A 24915-nucleotide genomic window follows, 5' to 3' on the forward strand; every position below is an offset into this window, starting at 1 on the left:
ATAAGAAATAGCTGATGGAATTTTGAATAGTTAAATACAGACAGAGGTGAAAAAATGAAAAATAAAAAAACAAATCTAGCTATGATGGCAGGAATGATTTTAATTAGTATGGGATGTGAAGCAAAGGGGAAAGTTTCCCAAAGCAGTATTTCAGGAAAATATAATGTGGAAACGCTGACTACAAAAGGGCAGACTGTAAAGGTGGCAGGTCAGGAATGTTTTGAAAATTCATATTTTGAAATCAAAGGAAATATTGCCTATATAAGCCTTAACAATGTAGTTAATGGGAACTGTATAACAAAGGCAGGAACCTATGATATGCAAAGTAAGGGCAACGGAAGATACATTCTTGTAGGAAATGGCAAGGAATCAGATGAAATTATTGTAAAAAATGGAAAAGTGCAGTATAATCAGGATACAGGAATTTCAATGACATTTTCCAAAGATGTGGCATCTACTCCAGAAAATATAAAAAAATAGTTTACTTTTTGATTGAAATATAGTATTTTTTAGTACAAGTAAGAAAACTTATTATTAGAAAAATCAGGAGGAATCATGAAAAGATTTATATCATTTATTTTACTGGCAATGATGTTTATAACAAGCTGTGGAATTAGCGAGAGTTCTGAAAATGATGATAAAAAGGCAGTAGCATCGGCTTTTGAAGATTATATCAATGCAGCAAAAAATGAAGATACAAAAAAAGTTAGTGAATATCATTTAATGTGGTTTAATATCTGGCGTACTTCACAAGAAAGTTATAAATATCTTACTTATAAAATAAATAAAATTGAACTAACGAAGCAGAAAAATGGAAACGGAAGGGATATAAAACTGGCTTATGTAAATGTTTCATTAAAATATCCCGATTTAAACTATACAATGTCTAAATTTTATAAAAACAAAGACTTTAATTCGTTGGTAAGAGGAAAAAGCAGATCTACACAGCTAGAAATAATAGAACAGGAAATCTCTTCTTTTTTGAAAAATGAATTAAAGAAAAATGACACAAAATATATCGAAAAAGAAATGATTGTAAAATTTGAGTACTTCTATCCGCTTAAAAAATGGAAAATTCCTTATGATGAGAATATAGAGTTTATAAATATTCTTTCACTTGACAGCTATAAAATAAAAGGAATGGATAAAACCATAGGAGAAATTGTAAGAACGCCGGGAAATGATGATGATACAAAACTTTTAATCAGTGAAAAAGAGGAAAAAATAAGAAATAAAACAGCAAAAATTGATGATTATAAACTGCTTCTAATGCTTTACTCGCCGGTAAAAAATCCTGATAACATTAACTTTAAAAGAATATCGCAAAAATTAATAGAAAATTTCCCTGATTATCCAAAAGGATATCTCATTATGACAGATTTTATTTATCATAATTATCCTGATAAATATTCAGAGATATTGAATTATGCACAAAAAGGAATTGAAGCATATAAAAATGTCGATACAAAAAAATATCCGGAATTTGTTTATGAAAGTAGCAGAAATCATCCGATGAATGAACTGTTCAGAATTATGATAGATGTTTATCTGAAAAAAGGCGAAAAAGAAAAAGCACTGGATGTATTCAATAAAAACAAAAAAATTATTAAATACTGGATGCCTCCTGCAAATTATGTACAACTTGCAAAAAGGCTGGGAGTAATATGGTAGAATTTATAAATTTTCACAAATAACTAAAAATTACAATGATAGGAGCTGATTTATTATGAAAAAAATTATTTTTGCATTTTTAATATTAGGAAGTGTTTACAATTTTGCAGCACAAAAAACTTTAAGAACGGTAGAAAAATGTCGTGTAACTTCAAGAGGTATAGCAAAAGATGGCAAAAGGTTCGCAAACTGTGTCAGTCTTCAGTCAGGAAAAACATTTAATTTTACAGGACTTGTTGACCAGACTTATTACAAATTTTCAAAAGGAACAATATTTAAAGTATATTTTTATGGAAATGGAAATAGAAATTTAACTTTGGAAACTTTTGATTATATTCAATGATTGATTTAAAAGAGTAGAATTTTTTAAACATTTTCAATAGTATTTTTTATATTTATAGTAAAGCAGCCTTAAATTGATAAAGCTGCTTTTCTATGAAATAATCTTTTATTTTTTTCTCGAAGTTTACTTTATATTCATTTGTTGTTTTTTATTAAAAAATTATTATAATAAAACTAAACTTAGACAAAATTTTCTAAGTCAGTCTTACATAAATTTGAAATTACAGATTTTCAACATTTTCAATATTAATAACTTCAATTTCTTTATTAATTTTCTTAATTAATCCTGCCAATACTTTTCCTGGTCCAATTTCATAAATTTTTGTAACCCCATTTTCAGACAGTTTATTTATTGTGTCTACCCATTTTACTGGTCCAAATGTCTGATTATACAGTTCATTTTGAATTTCATCAGCAGAATTTAAAATATTTGCTGTGGTATTTGCAATAATCGGAGTTGCTGGATTATTCCAAGCGTAGTTTTCAAACTCTTTTTTCAAAATTTCTGCAACAGGTTTCATTAATGATGAATGGAAAGGTCCTGAGACTGCTAGAGGCAATGCTCTTCTTGCTCCTTTTTCCTTAAATAGTTCAAGATTTTTTTCAATTACTTCTTTTTCCCCAGCGATAACAGTCTGTTTTGGCTCATTATAATTTACTGCTTCCACAATTCCATCAATTTCACCACATATGTTTTCTACATCTTCTGCACTAAGCCCTAATATTGCAGCCATTCCACCGTCAATATTAGCATTGCTCATTATTTCCCCTCTTTTTGAAATCAATTTTAGCGTATCAGTTTCACTTAAAACTCCAGCCGCATATAAGGAACTGTACTCTCCCAAACTGTGTCCAGCCACAAAATCAGCATTTATACCTTTTTCTTTCAATAATTTTGTTAAAACAACTGAAAATAGTGCAATTGCAGGCTGTGCATATTTTGTATTTTTCAACTCCTCATCAGTTCCTTCAAAAATAACTTTTTTCACATCTTCATTATTTTTAAAAATCTCATCAATTAATTTTTTGTTTTCATCATTTACTTCATCATATAATTTTTTCCCCATTCCAGTATACTGTGTACCCTGTCCTGGAAATACAAAAGCAATTTTTGACATAAATTCTCCTTTTATTCTCATATCTTTTAATTATTTTTAATTGGTCAAATAATCATAATTTTTAATTTCAATAAAAAATATAAATATAATTATTTTTTTATTTCTTCAGCATCCACTATTTCTTCATCTTTTGATTCTTTAATATCTTTACTGCTAAATTTAGTTAATTGCTTTTTATCAGAATTTTCCTTTATACCAAGTCCGAAAACAACTATTCCTAAAATAAGCGGAACTAAAAATAACGGTAAATTTTCCCATAAATAATGAGTAACATACAAATATGCTCCTACTCCAAGAAAAATCCATCCATGTTTTTTCTTTTTAACTAAGAAATAAATACCTACAAGAATCATTACTACCTGATAATTCACAATATACTTCATAATATCCTCAGGTATGAATTTAAATAAGCTTAAAACCACGATTACCAGTCCCCAAAAGATTTTTGAATTCATAACTTTTCCTCCTAATTAATTTTATATTTTAATTTTTTTATTTTTCCAATTATTTTGATAATTCCACTAAAATTGAACCATAAGTCAGTCCCCCGCCAAATCCAGTAGCAACAAACTTATCGCCTTTTTTAAGTTTTCCTCCCTTTATCGCCTCATCAAGCGCTATCGGAATTGATCCAGCTGAAGTATTTCCATATTTATCCAAATTTACAAAAAATTTATCAAGCGGCTGCTTAAATCTTTTTGCAATTGACTCAATAATTCTGATATTTGCCTGATGTGGAATAAATAAATCAACATCATCAGCAGTTATTCCAGCCTGTGCCAGTACATCTTCTACAGTTTCTGGGAACACTCTTACTGCAAATTTAAAGATTTCTCTTCCATTCATTTTCAGATAAATATCCTTATTATCAATTTTTTCTTTAGATACAGGCTCTTTAGTACCTCCTGCAGGCACTAATAATTCACATGCTCCAGAACCGTCAGCTACAAGATGGTTTGCTAAATATCCTCCATTTTCGACTTCTCCAAGTACAACAGCTCCTGCACCATCTCCAAATAAAATGCAAGTTCCCCTGTCAGTCCAGTCAACTACTCTTGACATTGCTTCTGCCCCGATAACCAATACTTTCTTATAAATTCCAGCTTTAACAAAACTATGTCCAGCAGAGTAAGCGTAAACAAACCCAGTACAAGCTGCACTCAAGTCAAATGCCGCGGCATTTATTCCCAATTTATCCTGAACAAGTGCTGCAGTCGATGGAGTTCCATAATCAGGAGTCATAGTCGCAACAATAACCAAATCAATCTCATTTTTATCTATTCCAGCATCTTCAATTGCTCTTTGTGCTGCTCTAAATGCCAAATCGGATGTTCCTTCATTTTCATCTACAATTCTTCTTTCCTTGATACCAGTTCTAACTGTTATCCATTCATCATTTGTATCCACAATTTTTGCCAAATCATCATTTGTCATTATCTTTTCAGGTACATAAGATCCTGTTCCTAAAATTCCAACTTTCATATTTCACCTCAAATTTATTTTTTATTTTTACTTTATTATATTTCTTAGTTTCCTTATATACTCGAACTCGCTTAACATTAAGCTATTAAAAATTATATAAATTCAGTATTTGAGTAAATAGTAATAACTTTTGAGTTCAGTTTTAAAGTTTTTTTACTATAATTTTATACCAATTCCAGTTTAAAATCATTCTACTAAAGTCTATCATAAAATTTTTAAAAATACAACTAAAAACATTTAAATTAATAAATAATAAAGCCAAAAAAAAAGCAAGACATAAATCCTGCTTCAACAAACTACTCAGCTTCAGTTGCTTCATTATTCGATAATACTTGTCTACCTCTGTAAACTCCTGTTTCCAAGTTTAATCTGTGCGGTCTTCTTACCGATCCATCAGCTTCTACAACAATATTTGGAGCTTTGATAGAATCATGTGATCTTCTCATATTTCTTTTTGCTTTAGAGGTTCTTTTCTTAGGTACTGCCATTATTTATCGACTCCTTTCTAATTTTTATATCATTAATATTTTAACTTAACATTGTAAAAACAATTATATAAAATCATAACTTTTTACATTTATACAAACTATTATAATAAATCTAAAGCTATTTGTCAAGGCTTTAATCTATTTTTTCCATTTATTCACAAGATTTCTTATTATTTTTTCTAACTTTTATTGAATTTCTGTTACTTTAATTTTTCAAAAATTTATTTTTGATTCTCTTCAGATAATGTATTAACTTTTTCTTGCTTATTTTTTTCAATAATAATTTGATATTTTTTCTCAGTATCAAATTCAAGATTTTTTATTTTTTCAGAAATTTCATCTGTCATTGTTTCATTCCCAACAACTAAAACAACAAAGTTCTCATTATTATTTGCATCTATCAATTTCCCAATTTTAACTTCACTAATATTATTTGAAAAATTTTTATATAAAATATTTTCAACAGTTTTTAAATCATTTTCCAAAATTTCTTGATTTTTATTTTCAATCGGTAATGAAACATCTTCAGCATTTTCTTTTATTTTTTCTTCGTTCAGATATTTTGATAAGTCCTGTGCTGTTAAATACTTTTCATTGGATAACTGCTGTATTTTTAATTTATAGTTTTTCAATTTATATTTTTCCAGTTTTTTTTCTAATTTCTCAATATCCTGTTTTTTAAAGGCATCTCCTACAATTTTTAAAGTAACAGTTTTATCTTTTTTATTAATAGAATTATCAAAAACATAATGAGTTTTTAATTCCCTTGAAATAAATTTTTTTAATGAATTTTCTCTCGCTGTATCTTGAACTAAAGTTGTTGCTGTATATATACTTGGAATAATTATGATTAAACTTACTATATAAAATATTATTTGTTTTTTTATTGAAATTTTATGTCCTGCTTCAAAAATATTTCCAGAATAAACTATCAAGCCAACTAATGTTGCTATCATTATAAAAAATACATTTATTATAAACAAATATCCTGCTCCAAGAAAAATTTTCAGATTCCCATGAGCAATCCCAAATCCTACTACACACAAAGGAGGCATTAATGCTGTTGCAATAGCTACTCCAGGAACTACATTTCCACCATCTTCTTCAGTTTTTGCAATTACTCCTGCAGTTCCACCAAAAATTGCGATTAAAACATCCCATAAAGTAGGATAAGTTCTTGCTAGTATCTGTGGTGTTGCATCATTTATAGGGCTTACTAAAAAATAAAAAGTGGAACTTACTACACTTATTAATATAAAAATTCCCAATCTAAAAAGTGATACATAAACTCTTTTTAAATTTCCATTTGATAATCCCAATCCTAGCGACTGAATTGGCGACATTAGTGGCGAAATCAACATTGCTCCAATAATTACTGCAACAGAGTTTGTATTTAATCCTATTGACGCTATAATCATTGCACAAATCAGAATAAACATTGTTTCCTTCGTAAAATCAGAATCTTCAATAATATTTCTTTTTAAAATCTTGTATTTCTCATGTTTTATTTTTTCTATCATTTTACTATATCTCCTTTATATTTTTATAAATTAGTAACTTATTTAATTTCTATTTCAAAAAATTTAATCATCTTCATAAACAGGCTCAATATGAATCAAAAGTCTTTTTATATTTTTATATTTGTGTTTAATTTTTTTTGAAATTTTATTTGTAATATCATGTGCTTCTTCAATCGTCTTATTTTTATCCATTCGTACATCCACAAACATATAAATGTCTTTTCCAGAAGTAGTCATGCGAAAATCGTGCGCATTTTCAATTTCTTCAAATTGTAATATTTCTGAACGAATTTTTTCAATCAGGGCATCATCTTGTGAATCCAGTAATATCAAAGAATTTTCCTTTATCAGTTCATAACCGCTCTTTATAATATAAATTGACACAATAAATCCTACAATCGTATCAAATATAGGATGAATCCTTGATAAAAGCAACCCAAATAAAACAGAACTGGAAATAACAATATCAGTATTGTAATCTGCAAGTAAGGAATTTATCAAGGCATTATTATATTTCTTTGCCTTTTTCTTCATAAAAGTCAATTGAAAAATTTTTATCAATATTGCCAAAACAGTTATAACTATTGGAATAAGTGTAATATTCACATTATTTTCATTACCAAAAGAAGTTAATTTTGAAAAATTATCTTTTATCAGCTCAAAAGCCGTTATCATTATAAACGTCCCTATTATCACACTAAAAACCGATTCTATCTTTCCATGCCCAAATGGATGTTCCTTATCTTCAGGATTACTTCCAACCTTTAGTCCCACGATAACCAGCACATTTGTAATCAAATCCGAAAGTGAATTTAATCCGTCAGAAAGTAGCGACATGCTGTAAAAAATTTTCCCAGCCATAATTTTTAATAGAGCCAAAACAATATTTACACAAATTGCAAACTTGGAAATAGATAGCATGTTTTTTTTCTGTCTTTTAGTTTCTCTCAGATTATTTAATATATATCCGTCCTCTGTTTTTATAAATCGCTGTTTTTCAAGGAAATTGTTCATTTTTTTATGATTAGTTATGATTAGTGAATCAAAATTTTTATTTGTAATCCAATTAATTATATATTTTAAAAAAAATGTTCCATATCCATTATTTCTTAATCTTGGTAAAATAAATATTTTTTTCAATTGGGCAATATTGTTTAAAATAAGAATTACATATCCACACAACTCTCCATTATTATATAAAAAAAATATATCATCCTTCTCTTTATCAAAAGAAAATTTCGGATCTATCTCCAATAAATCTATTAAAATTTTACTTATATTCTCCTTTCTATCCCATTCAACTACTTTCATCGTGAAACCTCCATTCGTAGTAAAAGAAACTAAACTAAAAAAATTTAATTTTTAAAAAAGGAATTTCAATTTTAAGATAATACACTATAATTAATTAAATAAAAAGTCATACATCAAATTCTCGAAAACATTCTACCATCCGTTTCTTAATCCAAAAGCTCAAAAACAGCTACCCTGTAAACCTAGAGAAACTAACTTAGTGCTGCTTCGTTCCCGACCTGACACATTTCGCTAACTCTCTACAATACAGGACTATTTTCTCAACACTTTTGAAATAAGACGTTGATACTAGAACTTCCCTTAAATTTGACATCACCTCTACTAAAGCGGGTTGTAGATACAGGGCACCGCTAACTCCCCGGCTAGTATGACTAAATTAGTATATCATTTTTCTTAAATATTGTCAATGTTATAAAACTTCTTTTTTCATAAGCACTTGTATAGATGTCAAACATTTGTTACAAAAATATATTAAAAAAAATATTTCTTTCCTAATGTATCTTTAACCTACTGATTTTCCTTGTACTCTTTTAATACTTCATTTGGACTCTTAAAGCCCAGTACTTTTCTTGATATGTTGTTGTATCTTGTATTGTATTTCCTTATTGCCCTTAACAGTTCTTCCTTGCTTTTAAATTTCTTGTCCCCATAGTACTTGCTGTCAAGCCTGTGGCTTCTTTCCACTTTTCCATTCTCCCATGGCGAATATGGACGGGTTGTCACGTACTCTATCCCCTTCTCCTCCAGTTTCACCTCAAACAGCGTTTTCTTATCACTTTCAGAATTTGTGAACTCTTTCCCATTGTCTGTCTGAACTTTCTTTATGTCAAATCCCAGCTCCCTTTCCAAGTTCTCTAGAAACTTTGCGGTCTGATAGGTGCTTTTTTCATCTGCTATCCTTAACACTCTTTTTCTTGTATATTCATCTAATGCCGTTATTTGATAATACTTCTGGTCACGTGTGCCAAACTGTATGCATTCTTCCGGAACATATTTTATGTCTATCTGTACTCTTTCCCCAGGGTACTTCGCCTGTTCAGCCTTCTTTTTTCTTTTATGCGGCTTTTTAATGTTTTCTTTGGCATTGCCCTTCATTTTCCTTATTATCCTGCACATTGAATCGTATGTACGGCTGTAGCCTTCCTTTCTCGCTTTGACATAAACTTCTGCCAGCCCTTCATAGCCAAATTTCCTGTATTTTTTCATAACCAGTTCTATTTCTTCCTGCGTGTGCTGGTTTGGGTGGCTTTCAGGTCTTCTGCTTTTTGGCAGAAGAGACTGGACTGTGCCGTCGTATCTGTCTCTCCAACGTTTTATCTGCTGACGTGATGTTTTATATTTCACTGCTGCCTTTGAATTATTATTATGTTTTATTGCATACTCAATTGCCCGTTGACGAACACGGTATATTTCTGATATACTACTCATATGAAAGGTTTCTCCTTAATGTGGTTTTGGTTGGCTTACATTATATCAGAAACCTTTCTTTTTTTGTATATTCTTGTCACATATGTATTATCTCACAACAATAAAACTTCTTTTTTCATAAGCACTGAAATCTAAAATTTTTGAAATTTTTTCAAATCAATATTTTATTTTTCAAGACTCAAAAGCTCCATCAATTCTCTCTCATTCATCTCAAAAATATCTTTTGATTTCTGATTATCACTTTTATTGTTTTTTTCCAAAATATTTTCACTCAAGGTTCGTTTTTTTTCTTGAAGTTTTATTATTTTTTCCTCAATTGTACCTTCTGTTATCAGTTTTATGACTTGGACGCTTTTTTTCTGTCCGATTCTGTGAGCCCTGTCATTTGCTTGATTTTCTACTGCAAAATTCCACCACGGATCATAATGAATTACGACATCTGCTCCAACCAAATTTAATCCTGTTCCTCCAGCCTTTAACGAAATTAAAACAACTTGTCCTTCACCTGAATTGAATTTTTTGGAAATTTCCATACGTTCTTTTGATTTCACGCTTCCGTCTATGAAAAAATATTTAACTTTTTCTTTTTCCAATTCTATTTTTATTTCTTCAAGAGTTCCTAAAAATTGTGAAAATATAAGCATTCTATGGTTATTTCCCAAAATATCAGGCATTAATTCCTTTAAAAGTTCAATTTTAGCAACTTCACCTTTATAATTTTCATCGAACAATTGTGGAGAATTACAGATTTGGCGTAATTTTGTTAAAATTGCCAGTACTTTCAGATTATTGTTTTCTTCCTTGTCAAATTCTATAAGTTGTTTTTTGGCTTGTTTTACGTATGCCATATATAATTTTTTCTGCTCACTGCTTAATTCAACAATCATATTGTTTTCTACTTTTTCAGGCAGTTCTGCTAATACTTCTTTTTTTGTTCTTCGTAAAATAAACGGAGAAACTATTTTTTTCAAATTAAATATTTTTTTAGAATCTGGATTATTTAATGAATTTTTATATTTTTTTCTAAATTTTGTTATGCTGTCTAGATAACCAGGCAAGATAAAGTCAAAAATTGACCAGAGTTCCATAATGCTGTTTTCAATTGGAGTTCCTGTAAGTGCAAAATTTACAGAGCTGTTTAGCTTATCTGTTGCTTTTTTTACAAGTGAAGATACATTTTTTATATTTTGTGCCTCATCCAGTATTGCAACATCAAATTTTTTGTTTCTATAATTTTTTACATCATTTCTAAAAGTCTGATAAGTTGTTATCAAAATTCCTTTTTCAACTTTTTCAATTAGCTCTTTTCTTACACTGGCAGCTCCTTCTACAAGAATTGGCTTTATATCCGAAAATTTATGAAATTCCTCCTTCCAGTTGTGCAGAAGTGAAGTCGGAACAATAATTATTCCAAACAAATCTTTATTTCTCAGCTGAATCTCTGAAATAAGCGAAATCACCTGTAAAGTTTTACCAAGTCCCATATCATCTGCCAAAATTCCGCTAAAGCCAATATCGTACATATTTTTTAGCCAATTAAACCCAATTTTTTGATAGGGAAACAGTTTTGCCTTTATATTTGATGGTTCCTTATTTTCACGATTTTTTATTTTTTGGAAAAGTTCCTTAAATTCTTCCATTTCATTTAATTCCTCGTTAATACTGTTAGAAACTTGTGCCAGCTGTAAAACCTTTATCTTAGAAATTCTATTTTCTCCAATCTTCAAATCTGAAATCGCATCTACAATTCCAATCATCTCTTCACTACTTTTGTTAGCTATTTTCACAAGTTCACCACTTGACAGCGTAATGAATTTTTCTTCATTCTTTACTCCCTCTAAAATTGTTTCGACATCTTTTTCATCAACTCCTTCAACATTGAAATCGAAACTAAAAAGTTCATTTTCAACAGATTTTATATTCATTTGTACACTAACTCTACGAATTTTTTTTACTTTGTCACTTACATTTATATTTACATTTTCAGCATATTTTTCGTCAATAATATCCGCTATTTTTAAAAACTTGTTTTTATCAATTTCTAACATAATATCATCAGATTTTAACTGTTTGTGTGTGAATTTTCTCATTTTTTTGCTGTATACACGTTCTAAGCGTGGTTCTATATCTATAAAGTGAGCATCGGCATTTTCTTGAAAATCTTCAGAAATCTCTCTTTGAAGTTTTTTATTTTTTCGAGGAATAAAATATTTACCGTCTATTTTGACACTTTCTTCAAGACACGAAAGCATTATCAAAAGTTTATTTTTTCTATTTCCTTCTTCCACAAAAATATTAACTTTTCCGTATTCTTCTGTAACTTTGGCAATTGGAATTTCATATTTTGAAAGAACTTCTATTATTTCATTAACTAATTTTCCCGATATTTCATTCAAAAATTCTATTTCACTTTTACTACCTACTGTAAGTGTATTTATGATTTCCCATTCCATGCCACTCATTTTATAAAACTTTATAATATTTGATATCCCACTATTCAAGTTAAAATAACGACTCGTAGGAGATAAAACCGAAAAATCCCTTATGATTATCTTTTCTCGTCCACGTTTATCTTTCTGAAATGCAAACACAGGTTCATGTTCTCCTGTCACATAAAGTGTTTTATTTCCAAATTTTATTGTTTTTTTATTTTCTACAGCTGAAAATATCATCTCTCCCAACATCGGATTTAAGGGTTCCCCCTGTAGCTTTACGTAATAACCATTAAAATGCATCCCAAATTTTTCTTTATTACCAAAATAATTATTCAAATTTTCAACTATTTTCTTATCTATTTCGTTAAAATAATGTATATTTGGATTATAAACATTTTTAGAGCTTATTTCATAAGATTTTCCTCTTGCCACTTGATGAACAAAATGTTCTAGATCTTTTATGTAACTTAATTTTTTCTCTCCCGCTCTTACTCTTAAAGTAGACATTGATGGCATATCCTGGTTTAATTCAAGTTCCAATTTGTATTCAGTTTTTTCCAAATTTGGAATTTCATCGTTGCCAATTCTGTTTTTTAATTCTAGTAACCTTTCCTTAAATTTTTTAATTGCTTCTTTTTCAATATCTTTATATGTATTTTTTTTAGAAAATGCTTTTTTTATTCCTAAATTTTTTTGAAGCGTTTCAAAGGAATCATTTTCTTCTTTCGCTTCTTCTCTTTTAATATTATGCTCTTCCTCTTCCATTTTAAATTCCCTATTTTTTTTAAAATAAATATTTCCAGCCTCGATTTCTTTATCTGCCGCTATTCCAGTCGCTATAATGTGTTTACAAGGTTTTTTATTTTCCAAAAAATTTAGACAGTCACATTCATACACAAGATTCTCTTCTTTTTTCTCATTACCTTCAAAATAAGTTATATCAACATAGTAAATATTTTCATAACTTCCCATAACTCGTGATTCTATCGTTATTTTATCTGAAGTTTTTATAAGTCTTGTCAATTCTGCTTTTTTATTAACAAAATACATTTTCCCCCTATCAGAAATAGTTGGGGTAGTCAATTTTTTTAGTTTCTCAAATAATTTTTCCAATTCTGTACTTTCCTTCCTAAAAACATCTTCATTACTTAATAATATCAGACAAATTAAAAATATACAATTTTTTCAACAAAAAACAGTGAAATCTAAATTCCACTGTAAAAATTAAAATTCTCCATTAAGTTTGTACAAATAACTTTCCATTTTTTATAAACATATTTTTTACTTTAACTTTTTTCTTATCATCTGGCTCATATTTGTAAACTGGATTTGTTTCCAAATAATTTGATATTAGGGCTTTCATTGATTTTGCAACAGGTGTTGTCACAACATCTTTTCCATTTTTATCCATAATTTTTTCTACTTGCATGTCTACCAAATAGAGCTGGTTTGTTTTTTCGTCAAACTTAATTTCACTATTTAACTCAATAACTCCTTCTGATCTATCTGCCAGCAATGAGGCGTCATAATCCGTTACAAGATAAATTCTGTTATCTTTAAATGAAATTTTGGGATTTTTTACAGTAATTTTCCCTACTAGAAAGTTCTTTGTAATCGGGAATTTTTCCTTAGCCTTTGACTCAATTACCGATTTTGGCACACGAATGGTTTTATTTGCCAAAAAATCGCAGGAAATTACTCCAAACATCATTATCAGCATTAATAACACCATTTTTAAAAATGAATTTTTACTTTTCATAACCAATCTTTTTCTCCTTTTCTTTGTTACAATTTACTTGAACTTATAGTAAAACTAGTTTAAAACAGAACTCAAAAGTTATGACTATTTTACTCAAACCCTAAATTTATATAATTTCTAGCAATTCAATTTTAAACGGTTTTGAGTATATTTTAAAATAATTTTCAAGTATTTGCTTGCCCTAATAATACAAAATATTATTTATTATTTCATATTTTTAAAATTAGTTTTACCTTAAATCTGAATTTTTATTTCAAATATTTTTTTAAAAATTTTGCTGTATGTGATTTTCGAGATTTTAATATTTCCTCTGGAGTACCTTGTGCAATAATCTGTCCGCCCTTATGACCACCTTCAGGACCTATATCTATTATATAATCAGCATATTTTATAACATCGAGATTATGCTCAATTACAAGTACTGTATTTCCTTTTTCTACAAGACGATTCAGTACTTCCAGCAGTTTTCTAATATCTTCAAAATGAAGTCCAGTTGTAGGCTCATCTAGCACATAAATTGTTTTACCACGTGAAATTTTAGAAAGTTCTGTAGCCAGTTTTATTCTTTGGGCTTCCCCTCCAGAAAGAGTTGTCGCAGGCTGTCCCAGCTGGATATAGTTCATTCCCACATCAATTAATGTCTGCAATTTTCTCTCAAGTGTCGGAATATTCTTAAAAAATTCGTATGCTTCTTCAACCGTCATATCCAGCACATCCGAAATACTTTTCCCTTTGTAATGTACTTCCAACGTTTCTCTATTATAACGTTTTCCTTTACAAACTTCACATTCTACATAAACATCTGGCAAGAAATTCATTTCAATTTTATTAATTCCAGCACCGCTACAGGCTTCACATCTTCCACCTTTCACATTAAACGAAAATCTTCCCTTGCTGTATCCTCTCACTTTTGCATCATTTGTCTGAGCAAATAAATCCCTTATATCATCAAATATTTTCGTATAAGTTGCAGTATTTGAACGAGGAGTTCTTCCAATTGGCGACTGGTTTATATCAATAATTTTCTCCAAATGTTCAAGACCTTCTATCCCACTATTTTCTAGCGGATACAATTTTCCTTTATTCAGCCTGTTGTGAAGTTCTGGATAAAGTGTCTGATTTATCAATGTCGATTTTCCACTTCCAGAAACTCCTGTAACCACAGTAAATACTTCCAATGGAATATGTACTGTAACATTTTTCAGATTATTTCCCTTCGCATTTTTCAAAACAATTTCTTTAGTGGCTTTTCTTCTATTTTCAGGTACTTCTATTTTTATTTTTCCATTCAAATATTGTGCAGTCAATGATTTTTTATTTTTCATAACTTGCTTCGGAGTCCCTTCTGCAACAACTTTTCCACCATTAATTCCAGCTCCTGGTCCTATGTCAATCAGATAATCAGCCTCTCTCATCGTATCCTCATCATGCTCAACCACAATCAGACTATTCCCAATGTCACGTAAATCCTTCAATGTTGCAAGCAATTTATCATTATCTCTCTGATGAAGTCCAATACTTGGCTCATCCAGTACATAAATTACACCTGTAAGCCTGCTTCCAATCTGAGTTGCCAGTCTTATTCTCTGTGATTCCCCACCAGATAGAGTTTTTGTCATTCTGGAAAGGCTCAAATAGTCAAGCCCTACATTTATCATAAATTTTAGCCGCTCTTTTATCTCTTTCAATATTTCCGCCGCGATTTGCATCTGCTTTTCAGTAAGCGTAATATTTTCATAAAATTTCAGTGCATCAACAACACTTACTTCTGTCAAGTCAATAATACTCTTATCATTTACAGTTATCGCCAAAACAACATCTTTCAGTCTTTTTCCCTTACAAGTCTTACAAGTTCTCTCGGTCATATATTTGGCTTCCATCTCTTCCTTTGCTGACTCCGAAGCAGTTTCTCTATATCGACGCTCAATACCATTCACAATTCCCTCAAATTCTCTATTTCCATTATAACTAAAACTATCCCCGCTCCAAGAAAACTTAAACTTCTTATTACTTCCATAAAAAATTATATCCTTCTCTTTTCGAGTCAATTCAGACACCTTTTTATCCAAATCAATTTTATGTGCCTTTGCCATCGCTGTGAATAAATCCCAGTTCCATCCCTTTTTCGTAGTTGCTCCTGGAAAAACTATTCCACCTTCATTAATTGACAAATTTTCATCTACAATCAATTTATTCTCATCCACTTCCAGCCTTGAACCAAGCCCATTACAAACTTCACAGGCTCCATAAGGTGCATTAAATGAAAACAGTCTTGGCACAACATCAGGAAAAATCACATCAGGATGATTTGGGCAGGAAAAATTTTCACTATATTTGTTATCTTCTCCATTCACATTTGCAATAATTTTTCCATTAGAAAGCTCACTCGCCGTTTCGATAGCTTCTGTAATTCTGCTCAAAAATTCCTTATCATCTTTTTTTACAACAAGCCTATCCACAACAACTTCAATATTATGTCTTTTATTCTTATCTAAGTCAATTGTGTCATTCAAGTCCAGAATATCACCATTTACTCGAACTCTCTGAAACCCTTTTTTCTGCAAATTCAAGAATAAATTTTTATGAGTCCCCTTTTTATCAATAACAACAGGTGACAATACAATAAGTTTATCCTTTTCATTTCGACCATTCACAAGATTGTCCACAATTTCCTGAATCGATTGTTTTTCCACCTTCTGATGGCAAATAGGACAATGAGCTTCTCCAATGTGTGCCCACAAAAGCCTCATATAATCATAAATTTCCGTAGTTGTCCCAACAGTCGAACGTGGATTCTTAGAAACACTTTTCTGCTCAATCGAAATCGCAGGCGAAAGCCCCTCAATACTATCCAGTTCAGGCTTCTGCATTTGCCCAATAAACATTCTCGCATAAGCCGACAAACTCTCCACATACCTCCTTTGCCCTTCCGAATATATCGTGTCAAACGCAAGCGAAGACTTCCCACTCCCCGAAACCCCTGTAATTACCACAAGCTCATTCTTAGGAATCTCAATATCAATATTCTTCAAATTATGCTCTCTTGCTCCAATAATTTTTATCTTGTTGTCTTTCATTCTTTTCGATGTTCCTCTCTCCTAAAATTCCCCTCAATAAACCAATTCCATTTTATTTTTTTATTTTAAATTTAATTTTTTACTTTTAAAGTTTATGAAATAATTAATAAGTATTTTCTATAATGTTTAAATTTTTTCTTTATTTATTTTAGTTAGATTACTTTTTATAATTAAATTAAAATTGTCGTGATTTTTTTGGAATGAAAATGATTGTTTGAGCGAAGTTTTACGTAGCGAGTTTCATTTTTATTTCAAAAAAATGCTTAGACGAGCCGGGTTTGCAAAGGGGATGGCGACTGTTCCCCTTTGCTTTATAAAAAAGAAAAAACATATAAACTACAGAAAAAATATTCATTAATAACCACTATTTTATAAACTTTAAAATAAATTTTTTACTGTTTTAAAGACAAAAAAGCCTGTTTCACAAATTTTTTTTACAATCTATGAAACAGATTTTTTCAATTATTTATTTAATCTAAATATTTTTTATATTCATCAGTTAATTCTAATATTCTTTGTTGTATAAAACTAACCTCTGAGCTCACTCGAAATTGTTCAGCCGCACATAAATTAACAAAATAAACATCTTTTGTCAAATCTTTCAATCCTTCATAAAAGTTTTTTAACCAGTTTTCTTGTGAACTAACTAATTTTTGTTTTAATTTATAGTAACTTTCTCCACCTTTATCAAATTTTTGAATTAGTTTATTGTATATTTCAATCATTTTTTGATTTTCATTTTTCAATGTTTCTAAATGTTCTCTATCATTTTTGTCACATTGATTAAAATTTACTAATAATCTAATGCCTGGAAATTCTGAATTTGAAAAAGAAACTAAAGAAAATACCATAAATATAAAAACTATTTTTCTCATATTAAATATTCCTTTTGTATTTTTATTCTTTTATTGCTCTTGTTGCTACAAAACTTGCAATATTAAGTTCATGCAACCTTCCAAATCCATTTGTATCATCATAAACATCTGTTAGTCTAAATCCAGCTTTTAACTGTCCACCTATCTGTTCTGATATTGTGTGGGAAAATTGAATTCCACAGTCTTGTTCTTCCAGCTGTTTTCTTTGCTCTTCATTGACTAATGGGTTGAATGGAAGACTATTGATGATTTTTTCTTCCTTTTCATCTACAGTATAATTTGTTCCAATATCCAAGCCGCACAATAAAATTCCACCTTTTTTCAGGATTCGGTAACATTCTTTAAAAACTGGTTCAACTTTTTCGATATAGGAGTTGCTTACTGGATGAAAAATTATGTCAAAACTATTGTCTGCAAATGGTAATTTTTTTGTCATATCAGCTTTGATAATTTCTATTTCATATTTTTCACGTTCTGCAACCATTTTTTCAGCTTCCAGCTGTTTATCTGAATAATCCAAAACAGTGCAGTTTGCACCCAAAGCAACAAATATAGGCATTTGCTGTCCACCACCAGAAGCCAGTCCTAATATTTTTTTATCTTTTAAGTTTCCAAACCATTCGTGAGGTACAGGATTGACTGGTGTTAAGAGGACATCCCAATTACCATTTTTAGCGTTTAAATAAGTTTCATGGCTAATTGGCTGTCCCCATTCCCAGCCTTCTTCAACCCATCGGTCAATTGTTTCTGCATTTATTTCCTGATAAGATTTTGTCATTTTTATTCCTTTTTTGTTATCAAATTTTATTTTTCATACGGCAATCCTGATGCTTTCGGTGCTTTCGATTTTCCTACAAATCCAACTAACGCCAATAAAGTCAAAACGTATGGTATCATTGTCAAAAATTGCTGAGATATTGGCAGTCCGATTGTTTTTGAAACATCTGCAAATGCTTGTCCGAAAGCAAATAATAGACTTGCTAAAATTGCTCCTAATGGATTCCATTTTCCAAAAATCATTGCTGCCAATGCGATGTATCCACGTCCTGCTGACATATTATTTGAAAAGGCAGGAAGCAATACAGCTGTAAGATAAGCTCCACCAAGCCCTGCTAATGCACCTGATATAAGTACAGCAATATATCTTGTCTTGTAAACACTTATTCCAACTGTATCAGCTGCTAATGGATGTTCTCCAACTGAACGGATTCTCAAACCTAAAACAGTTTTATACAAAAAGAAATACATTGCTATGGCAACTGCATAAATCAGTATTATCATTAATGGACGATTTGCCAATGATTTTGCTAATGGAGTACTTCCAGCAGTTTTAAAGATAGTTTTTATTGAATATGAAGTTATTGCAGCCGCAAACAGATTTATTGCAACTCCACTTATAATTTGATTTCCTCTAAGGTTGATACTGATTACTGCATGAATTAGCGAAATTAGAATTCCCACTATTATTCCAAAAATTATTCCTAAATATGGATTCCCTGTAGTTATATTAGCAACTGCTGTTGCAAATGCTGAACTTAACATAATTCCTTCAAGTCCAATATTAACAATTCCACTTCTTTCAGAAATACACGCTCCTACGGCTGTTATAAGAATTGGAGGTGCTATTATTATTGTCTGCTGTAATAAATTAAATATTTGTTGTAATATATTCATTTTATTTTTCCTTTCTGACTCAATATTTTTTATTTAAATAACTAAATTTATGCCGTTTTCTTTTTGTTAAGCATAAATTTAAATAAATTTTCTGATGCTACAAAAATAATGATTAACGCTTGTACAATAAATACAATATCCTTGTCAATCTGGTATCTTTGCTGCAACATTTGTCCCCCAACTTCAAGTGCCGCATAAAATATAGCCGCAACTAATATTCCAAATGGGTTATTTTTTCCAAGAAGCGCTACTGCAAGTCCTGTAAATCCATAATCTCCCATTATAAGTTCAGTGTATGTGTACTGAGAAGCTCCACCTAAAACACGTTCAGCTCCTCCAAGTCCAGCACACGCTCCAGCGATTCCCATTGCCAAAAACATAATGTATTTTGGATTAATTCCTGCATTTTCAGCAACTGTATCACTTTGTCCAACTGCTTTTATTTCATATCCTTTTTTGAAATATTTGAAAAAGAAAAATATTCCTATTGTCAGAAGAATTGCGATTACAAAACCAAAATTCAAGTTCTGTTTTGTAACTTTTGCAAAAAGTAACGGCAATCTGGCTCCTTCAAAAACACGTGGCGATTGTGTATTTTGTGTAGTTGTATCTTTTAAAATTCCGTTTAACAGGAAATTTTGCACTTCAATCATGATATAGTTTAACATAATTGTACTGATTACTTCATTCACTCCAAACTTTGCACGTAACAGTCCAGCTACTCCAGCCCATAAAAATCCTGCGATTATAGCTACAAGTATTACAACAAATACATTTCCAAAAACATAATTTTTAAATGTAATTCCCCAGAAAGTTGCAGCAAGTCCCCCAGCAACCATTTGCCCTTGCATTCCAATATTAAATAATCCCGCTTTAAAAGCTACCATTGTCGCAAGTGCTGAAAATATTAATGGCGTTGCAATAAATAATGTTTTTGCAAGTCCACTAAAGAATGGTGATCTTGGAGAAGCCTGATAAAAAGCTGCTCTCATCATATCAATGTAGGCTGTAAACGGATTTACACCTTTCGTCATCATTATTATTCCACCAATAATCAATGCGATTAATACTGCAATTATAGACGGTAGAAAATCCTTTATCCTATTTTTAATCATCTATTTTCCCTCCTGCCATTAATATTCCTAATTTTTCTGTTGTTGCATCTTTTCTATCCAGAATTCCTACAATTTTTCCTGAATACATTACGGCTATTCTATCACTCAGAGCCATTACTTCCGACAGTTCCGCCGAAACAACCATTATTGCCTTTTTCTTAGTTTTTTCATTTAAAATTGTATTGTGAATCATTTCTATTGCCCCTATATCGACTCCCCTTGTAGGCTGTGCCGCAATAATAAATTTGTTTTCACGTTCCAGCTCTCTTGCTACAACAACTTTCTGCTGATTTCCACCAGATAATCCACCAAACTTGATTTTTCCATCTGTAGGTCTAATATCGTATTTTTCTATATATTCATTAGTTTTTCTTTCAATTTCACTATAATTAAGCAATAGTCCTTTAGAATACAAATCCTGAAGTCCCAAAGCCATATTTTCCTCTATTGTAAAATCATCAATAGTTGCTCGTTTATGTCTATTTTCAGGTATATGGGAAAGTCCTTTTTCCTTGATAAGTTTAGGTGTCTTGTTTTCCAGCTCATCATTATTTATAAAATAAGTTCCACCATCAACTTTTACAAGCCCTGCCAAGGCCTCAATAAGTTCAGTCTGTCCATTTCCTTCTACTCCAGCAATTCCAAGCACTTCACCTTCATGTATTTCAAATGAAACACCTTTAACTTTTTCAATGCCTCCACTTTTTACAGTCAGATTATCAACTTTTACAACCACATTTCCAAGTTTTACATCTGGACGTTTCACTTCAAACAATACCACACGTCCAACCATAAGGTTTGCGATTTTTTCCTTTGTTGCTTCTGCGGTTTTCAATCCTCCAACATCGCTTCCACGTCGAATAACTGTTATATTATCTGATAAATCAAGTACTTCCTGCAATTTATGTGAAATAAAGATAATTGTTTTTCCTTCTTTTATAAGGTTTCTCATAATCTCATAAAGTTCTTTTACTTCCTGTGGTGTAAGCACTGCACTTGGCTCATCGAATACAAGTAATTCTGCACCTTTAAATAATACCTTTAAAATCTCAATTCTTTGATGAATCCCAACTGACAGATCTGATACTTTCGCATCTGGATCAATGTTCAGCCCATATTTTTCAGAAACTTCCCTGACCTGCTTTCTCGCAGTATTAAGGTCAAAAAATACACCACCCTTTGTAGGTTCAAATCCTAGAACCATATTTTCAGCAACTGTCAATGTATCAACTAGCATAAAATGCTGATAAACCATTCCAATCCCCAAATTTGCCGCAGTTGTAGGATTTTCAATATCAATTTTTTCCCCCTTATAAAAAATCTCACCAGAAGTCGGAGAATACAATCCATTTAAAATCTTCATAAGCGTGGACTTGCCTGCTCCATTTTCCCCAACAATTGCATGAATCTCCCCTTTTTTTACTTTTAGCGTAATATCATCATTTGCGACAATTTTTCCGCCCAAAAACTCTTTCCGTATATTTTTCATTTCCAAAATATATTCGCTCATCTTTCCTCCTACTTCTTAAGATTTTATTTGTTCAATATTTTTTATTCCTAAAATCATTCATCCAAAAAATTTTTTTACGCTTTACATTTTTCAATTATTTTTATAAACAATTATTGTTCCTTTTGTTTTTATATTCTTTTATTTTAAATATTGCTTTAACTAGAAAATTATAAGTACTCAAAAAAACTATAAATAAAAAAAATAATCTAAAATTTAAACATAAAAAAATAGACGAATGAATGATTTGGAATTCGTATTATTATTTATATTATTAAAAATATAATTTTAAAAAAAATCTGACACGTAATAATTAGAATTTGTCTTCAACAAATCAAGTACTGCTATTGGTTTTTTTACTACATTTATCTTGTAATCCTTGTAATAATACTTAGGATTTTTCCCACCAATAAACACAACTGTATTGTTTTCATTATAAGTATACCCTGTATATTCGTTATTTTCAAGCAGCAATGGCGATCTTTTTAATTTTAATTTATTTTTGGCAAGTTCTTCAATTATATCATTAGGAAAACCTGTTAAATATATATTTCTCTGAAGCTCTGGCAACACAGCCTGATCCTCCAGTTTATCAGAAAGAACAATATCCTTATCAAACTTATAAATTGAATCATCCTTAAATTTATTTAATCCAGAATTTTCATAAGTTTCCTTTATAAAAAATTCAACATTCGATTTTTCAAAGTTTTCCACAACTTCTTTTCGATGGTTTCTCAATTCTTCAATTAAAAATTCCTTGTCAAGTTCAGAATAAACATTTGCGGGATTAAAATCAGTTTTATTTAAAAGCTCATAAAGTACATAAATCTGTCTATTTAAATATTCCTGATCTGTTCCTATATATTCCGTCAAATTAGCGCCGCTTGACATTGCAACCATCTGCTGTCTATAATACTCATCCAAAGAAGAAGCTGGTAATTCCAGTATTTTTTCCTCTTCCGAAAGCTGATCGATTTTTATATCCTGCATTTCCTGATAAAATCTATTTTCCAGAAGCAAGGAATATTTCTTTCCTTTCTTTATATTTTTCAGAAAAGTGTTAAATTCATTGTAAAATCTATTTTTCCCAAATAAATCTGTTGGATAAGTAATTTCAAACAATTTTATCTCATACCGCCCTGGTATAACCTTCCGCATTTTCTCTTCCCCATCAATTATCACTTTTACCTGATTAAATCGTGGCTTTTCTTCTTCCTTCCATTTTATCTCCTTTTTTATCTTATCAAAAAGAGCAAAACTCGTCACAGTGCATCCAAGCAACATCAAAATTATTAATTTTTTCAAGTTTTTCCTCCTAATATTTTTATAAATTTTCTTTTATCGAAATAGCAATGTTTTCTGGCACAACTTCCATCAGTTCCTCCAATGTTGCATTTCGTATATTTTTTATCAATCCAAATTTTTTTATTAATTCCTTTTTACGTTTTGGTCCAATTCCTGCAATATCATCCAATGCACTTTTTACATTTCGCTTGCTTCGTAATTTTCTATGGTGAGTAATTCCAAACCTATGAGCTTCATCCCGTAATCTTTGCAAAATTTTCAATGTTTCGTCTGTCTTTTCAAATAAATAAGGCTCGCTTTCATAACTTTTAAAAATTTCCTCTTCCCTTTTTGCGATTCCAATTACATCAGTATGCTCTATTTTCCCAAGTTTTTCGAGTACATCTACAGCTACACCGAGCTGTCCTTTTCCACCATCAATTAGAATCAAATTAGGCATTTTATCATTTTCCATTTTGGAATATCTTCGTGTCAATGCTTCCCTCATCATTAAGAAGTCATCGGGCGTGTCTTTTACGGTAATCTTAAAATGTCTATATTCCTTTGGCGTTGTTTCTCCATCAAGTGCCACCGTCATAGCCGCAACCGCATCTTTTCCTTGAATATTTGAAATATCAAAACATTCAATTCGGTAAGGCAAACTTTTTAACCGCAGTTCTTTTTTCAAATTACGCAACCCTTCCTGAACCATACGACGTTTTCTGTAGTATTTTTCCACTTCTTCACGTAAGTTTAAATACCCCATTTCTAACAGTTGCAATCTTCGGCTATTTATTTTTGGAAAATGAAATTTTATTTCCCTATGTTTTTCAATTTTTGCCCATTCTTTTATTAAAAGTTCGCTTGACATAAATCTCTCATCACAAATAATATGCTTTGGAATGTTCCTTTTTTCATAATACGAAGTAATTAACCGCTCAAACAGGTTTTCCTCCTGACTTCTCTCCATCGAAATTACTGTGTGGTTCTTATTAATAACCTTCCCTTCCCGAATATTCAGTACGCACAAAAACACATTTTCTCTTTTTTCCTCGAATACAAATACATCTTCGTCAATTTCCTTACTGTATTCAATAATCTGAGTTTCCAGCATTTTTTTCATCACAGCCAATTTTTCACGCTCGTTAATCGCACGCTCAAATTCCATTTCATCACTAAACTTTTTCATTCGGCTTTCCAGCATTTCAATAACTTTGTCAGAATGCCCCTTCAAAAAATTTTTGAAATTTTTGACATTTGTACTGTACTCATCTTCGATATCTTTGTATTTACAAGGGGCAGGACAAGTTTTCATATAATATTTTAAGCAGGGTTTTGTAATTTTGTCCATATTTCGATTGCAGTCCCGTACTGGAAATATCTTAATGAGCGACTTCATCGCAAAAAATATTCCCATCGGATAAGGCCCAAAATATTCTGCATTTTCATTTAATTTTTTGGTACTTCTTACAATTTCCACTTTAGGAAATTTTTCTTTTGTAAACTTTATATATGGGTAAGTTTTTTCATCTTTTAATAAAATATTGTATTTTGGCTTATTCTTCTTTATAAGATTATTTTCTAGAATAAGTGCCTCAACTTCTGATTTACAGATAAAAAACTCAATATCTCTAATATTTTTCACCAATTCCAGAGTCTTCTGATTATGCGAATTTACATTCATAAAATAAGATTTCACCCTATTTTGCAAATTTTTCGCTTTCCCAACATAAATAATCTTTCCTCGAGCATTTTTCATCAAATAAACTCCTGGATGTGTCGGAATATCTTTATATTTAATTGGTGATTTTATTTCTTCTTCCATTTTG

The 24915-nt window shown here is 30.5% G+C and carries 20 protein-coding genes and 1 other RNA gene; 3 read left to right on the forward strand and 18 right to left on the reverse strand.

Annotation, left to right across the window (positions count from 1 at the left end; genetic code table 11):
- Window positions 1-54: 54 nt before the first annotated feature.
- The 3 genes from ACZ5B9_RS09300 (at window position 55) to ACZ5B9_RS09310 (ending at window position 2014) form a co-directional block, all read left to right on the forward strand.
- Window positions 55-480, forward strand: coding sequence for a hypothetical protein (locus ACZ5B9_RS09300; RefSeq protein ID WP_464422350.1), 426 nt, complete (start codon window positions 55-57; stop codon window positions 478-480).
- A gap of 75 nt (window positions 481-555) precedes the next feature.
- Complete coding sequence (locus ACZ5B9_RS09305; protein ID WP_464422351.1) at window positions 556-1671, forward strand: hypothetical protein; 1116 nt, start codon at window positions 556-558, stop codon at window positions 1669-1671.
- A 55-nt stretch (window positions 1672-1726) separates the two neighbouring features.
- Window positions 1727-2014 carry a ubiquinol-cytochrome C reductase gene (locus ACZ5B9_RS09310; RefSeq protein ID WP_464422352.1) on the forward strand — a complete coding sequence of 96 codons (288 nt, stop codon included), beginning with the start codon at window positions 1727-1729 and terminating at the stop codon, window positions 2012-2014.
- A gap of 220 nt (window positions 2015-2234) precedes the next feature.
- Here ACZ5B9_RS09310 and fabD read toward each other — a convergent pair whose 3' ends face one another.
- From fabD to uvrC, 18 genes are all read right to left on the reverse strand, one after another.
- Window positions 2235-3131, reverse strand: coding sequence for an ACP S-malonyltransferase (gene fabD, locus ACZ5B9_RS09315; RefSeq protein WP_464422353.1), 897 nt, complete (start codon window positions 3129-3131; stop codon window positions 2235-2237).
- Window positions 3132-3220: 89 nt separating this feature from the next.
- On the reverse strand, window positions 3221-3586 hold the full coding sequence (locus ACZ5B9_RS09320; RefSeq protein WP_464422354.1) for a hypothetical protein: 366 nt from the start codon (window positions 3584-3586) through the stop codon (window positions 3221-3223).
- 49 nt (window positions 3587-3635) lie between these two features.
- Window positions 3636-4613, reverse strand: a complete 978-nt coding sequence (locus ACZ5B9_RS09325) for a beta-ketoacyl-ACP synthase III (protein WP_464422355.1) — start codon at window positions 4611-4613, stop codon at window positions 3636-3638.
- Window positions 4614-4909: 296 nt separating this feature from the next.
- A complete protein-coding gene (rpmF, locus tag ACZ5B9_RS09330; RefSeq protein WP_006803402.1) occupies window positions 4910-5101 on the reverse strand; it encodes a 50S ribosomal protein L32 in 192 nt (63 codons plus the stop codon).
- Between the two features lie 221 nt (window positions 5102-5322).
- Complete coding sequence (locus ACZ5B9_RS09335) at window positions 5323-6621, reverse strand: TIGR00341 family protein (RefSeq protein ID WP_464422356.1); 1299 nt, start codon at window positions 6619-6621, stop codon at window positions 5323-5325.
- 63 nt (window positions 6622-6684) lie between these two features.
- Window positions 6685-7932 carry a GNAT family N-acetyltransferase gene (locus ACZ5B9_RS09340; protein WP_464422357.1) on the reverse strand — a complete coding sequence of 416 codons (1248 nt, stop codon included), beginning with the start codon at window positions 7930-7932 and terminating at the stop codon, window positions 6685-6687.
- A 106-nt stretch (window positions 7933-8038) separates the two neighbouring features.
- An RNA gene (gene ffs / locus ACZ5B9_RS09345) (signal recognition particle sRNA large type) lies at window positions 8039-8303 on the reverse strand.
- 136 nt (window positions 8304-8439) lie between these two features.
- Entirely contained in the window at window positions 8440-9360 is a 921-nt protein-coding gene (locus ACZ5B9_RS09350) for a DDE-type integrase/transposase/recombinase (RefSeq protein ID WP_464422173.1), read from the reverse strand.
- A gap of 164 nt (window positions 9361-9524) precedes the next feature.
- Complete coding sequence (locus ACZ5B9_RS09355; RefSeq protein ID WP_464422358.1) at window positions 9525-12908, reverse strand: DEAD/DEAH box helicase; 3384 nt, start codon at window positions 12906-12908, stop codon at window positions 9525-9527.
- A 124-nt stretch (window positions 12909-13032) separates the two neighbouring features.
- A complete protein-coding gene (locus ACZ5B9_RS09360; RefSeq protein WP_464422359.1) occupies window positions 13033-13554 on the reverse strand; it encodes a DUF1439 domain-containing protein in 522 nt (173 codons plus the stop codon).
- A gap of 248 nt (window positions 13555-13802) precedes the next feature.
- The gene (gene uvrA / locus ACZ5B9_RS09365) at window positions 13803-16631 is read right to left on the reverse strand and encodes an excinuclease ABC subunit UvrA (RefSeq protein ID WP_464422360.1); all 2829 of its coding nucleotides are present in this window, start codon (window positions 16629-16631) and stop codon (window positions 13803-13805) included.
- A 470-nt stretch (window positions 16632-17101) separates the two neighbouring features.
- Window positions 17102-17506 (reverse strand): hypothetical protein, encoded by a 405-nt coding sequence (locus tag ACZ5B9_RS09370; RefSeq protein ID WP_464422362.1) that lies wholly within the window; start codon window positions 17504-17506, stop codon window positions 17102-17104.
- A gap of 22 nt (window positions 17507-17528) precedes the next feature.
- Complete coding sequence (locus ACZ5B9_RS09375) at window positions 17529-18284, reverse strand: class I SAM-dependent methyltransferase (protein WP_464422363.1); 756 nt, start codon at window positions 18282-18284, stop codon at window positions 17529-17531.
- Between the two features lie 26 nt (window positions 18285-18310).
- Window positions 18311-19180 carry an ABC transporter permease gene (locus tag ACZ5B9_RS09380; RefSeq protein ID WP_314291655.1) on the reverse strand — a complete coding sequence of 290 codons (870 nt, stop codon included), beginning with the start codon at window positions 19178-19180 and terminating at the stop codon, window positions 18311-18313.
- 47 nt (window positions 19181-19227) lie between these two features.
- On the reverse strand, window positions 19228-20295 hold the full coding sequence (locus ACZ5B9_RS09385; protein ID WP_464422364.1) for an ABC transporter permease: 1068 nt from the start codon (window positions 20293-20295) through the stop codon (window positions 19228-19230).
- The gene (locus ACZ5B9_RS09390; protein WP_464422365.1) at window positions 20288-21805 is read right to left on the reverse strand and encodes an ABC transporter ATP-binding protein; all 1518 of its coding nucleotides are present in this window, start codon (window positions 21803-21805) and stop codon (window positions 20288-20290) included. The genes ACZ5B9_RS09385 and ACZ5B9_RS09390 overlap by 8 nt, the downstream gene beginning before the upstream one ends.
- 285 nt (window positions 21806-22090) lie before the next feature.
- The gene (locus ACZ5B9_RS09395; RefSeq protein WP_464422366.1) at window positions 22091-23107 is read right to left on the reverse strand and encodes a hypothetical protein; all 1017 of its coding nucleotides are present in this window, start codon (window positions 23105-23107) and stop codon (window positions 22091-22093) included.
- 19 nt (window positions 23108-23126) lie between these two features.
- Window positions 23127-24911, reverse strand: a complete 1785-nt coding sequence (gene uvrC / locus ACZ5B9_RS09400; protein WP_464422367.1) for an excinuclease ABC subunit UvrC — start codon at window positions 24909-24911, stop codon at window positions 23127-23129.
- Between the last annotated feature and the right edge of the window lie 4 nt (window positions 24912-24915).

The sequence above is a fragment of the Leptotrichia sp. SK-5 genome, from assembly GCF_055387215.1.

What these genes read in the sequence shown, in the direction of transcription:
- ACZ5B9_RS09300 (WP_464422350.1), top strand. Translation starts at nt 55, where the DNA reads ATGAAAAATAAAAAAACAAATCTAGCTATGATGGCAGGAATGATTTTA.
- ACZ5B9_RS09305 (WP_464422351.1), top strand. Translation starts at nt 556, where the DNA reads ATGAAAAGATTTATATCATTTATTTTACTGGCAATGATGTTTATAACA.
- ACZ5B9_RS09310 (WP_464422352.1), top strand. Translation starts at nt 1,727, where the DNA reads ATGAAAAAAATTATTTTTGCATTTTTAATATTAGGAAGTGTTTACAAT.
- fabD (WP_464422353.1), bottom strand. Translation starts at nt 3,131, where the DNA reads ATGTCAAAAATTGCTTTTGTATTTCCAGGACAGGGTACACAGTATACT.
- ACZ5B9_RS09320 (WP_464422354.1), bottom strand. Translation starts at nt 3,586, where the DNA reads ATGAATTCAAAAATCTTTTGGGGACTGGTAATCGTGGTTTTAAGCTTA.
- ACZ5B9_RS09325 (WP_464422355.1), bottom strand. Translation starts at nt 4,613, where the DNA reads ATGAAAGTTGGAATTTTAGGAACAGGATCTTATGTACCTGAAAAGATA.
- rpmF (WP_006803402.1), bottom strand. Translation starts at nt 5,101, where the DNA reads ATGGCAGTACCTAAGAAAAGAACCTCTAAAGCAAAAAGAAATATGAGA.
- ACZ5B9_RS09335 (WP_464422356.1), bottom strand. Translation starts at nt 6,621, where the DNA reads ATGATAGAAAAAATAAAACATGAGAAATACAAGATTTTAAAAAGAAAT.
- ACZ5B9_RS09340 (WP_464422357.1), bottom strand. Translation starts at nt 7,932, where the DNA reads ATGAAAGTAGTTGAATGGGATAGAAAGGAGAATATAAGTAAAATTTTA.
- ACZ5B9_RS09350 (WP_464422173.1), bottom strand. Translation starts at nt 9,360, where the DNA reads ATGAGTAGTATATCAGAAATATACCGTGTTCGTCAACGGGCAATTGAG.
- ACZ5B9_RS09360 (WP_464422359.1), bottom strand. Translation starts at nt 13,554, where the DNA reads ATGAAAAGTAAAAATTCATTTTTAAAAATGGTGTTATTAATGCTGATA.
- uvrA (WP_464422360.1), bottom strand. Translation starts at nt 16,631, where the DNA reads ATGAAAGACAACAAGATAAAAATTATTGGAGCAAGAGAGCATAATTTG.
- ACZ5B9_RS09370 (WP_464422362.1), bottom strand. Translation starts at nt 17,506, where the DNA reads ATGAGAAAAATAGTTTTTATATTTATGGTATTTTCTTTAGTTTCTTTT.
- ACZ5B9_RS09375 (WP_464422363.1), bottom strand. Translation starts at nt 18,284, where the DNA reads ATGACAAAATCTTATCAGGAAATAAATGCAGAAACAATTGACCGATGG.
- ACZ5B9_RS09380 (WP_314291655.1), bottom strand. Translation starts at nt 19,180, where the DNA reads ATGAATATATTACAACAAATATTTAATTTATTACAGCAGACAATAATA.
- ACZ5B9_RS09385 (WP_464422364.1), bottom strand. Translation starts at nt 20,295, where the DNA reads ATGATTAAAAATAGGATAAAGGATTTTCTACCGTCTATAATTGCAGTA.
- ACZ5B9_RS09390 (WP_464422365.1), bottom strand. Translation starts at nt 21,805, where the DNA reads ATGAGCGAATATATTTTGGAAATGAAAAATATACGGAAAGAGTTTTTG.
- uvrC (WP_464422367.1), bottom strand. Translation starts at nt 24,911, where the DNA reads ATGGAAGAAGAAATAAAATCACCAATTAAATATAAAGATATTCCGACA.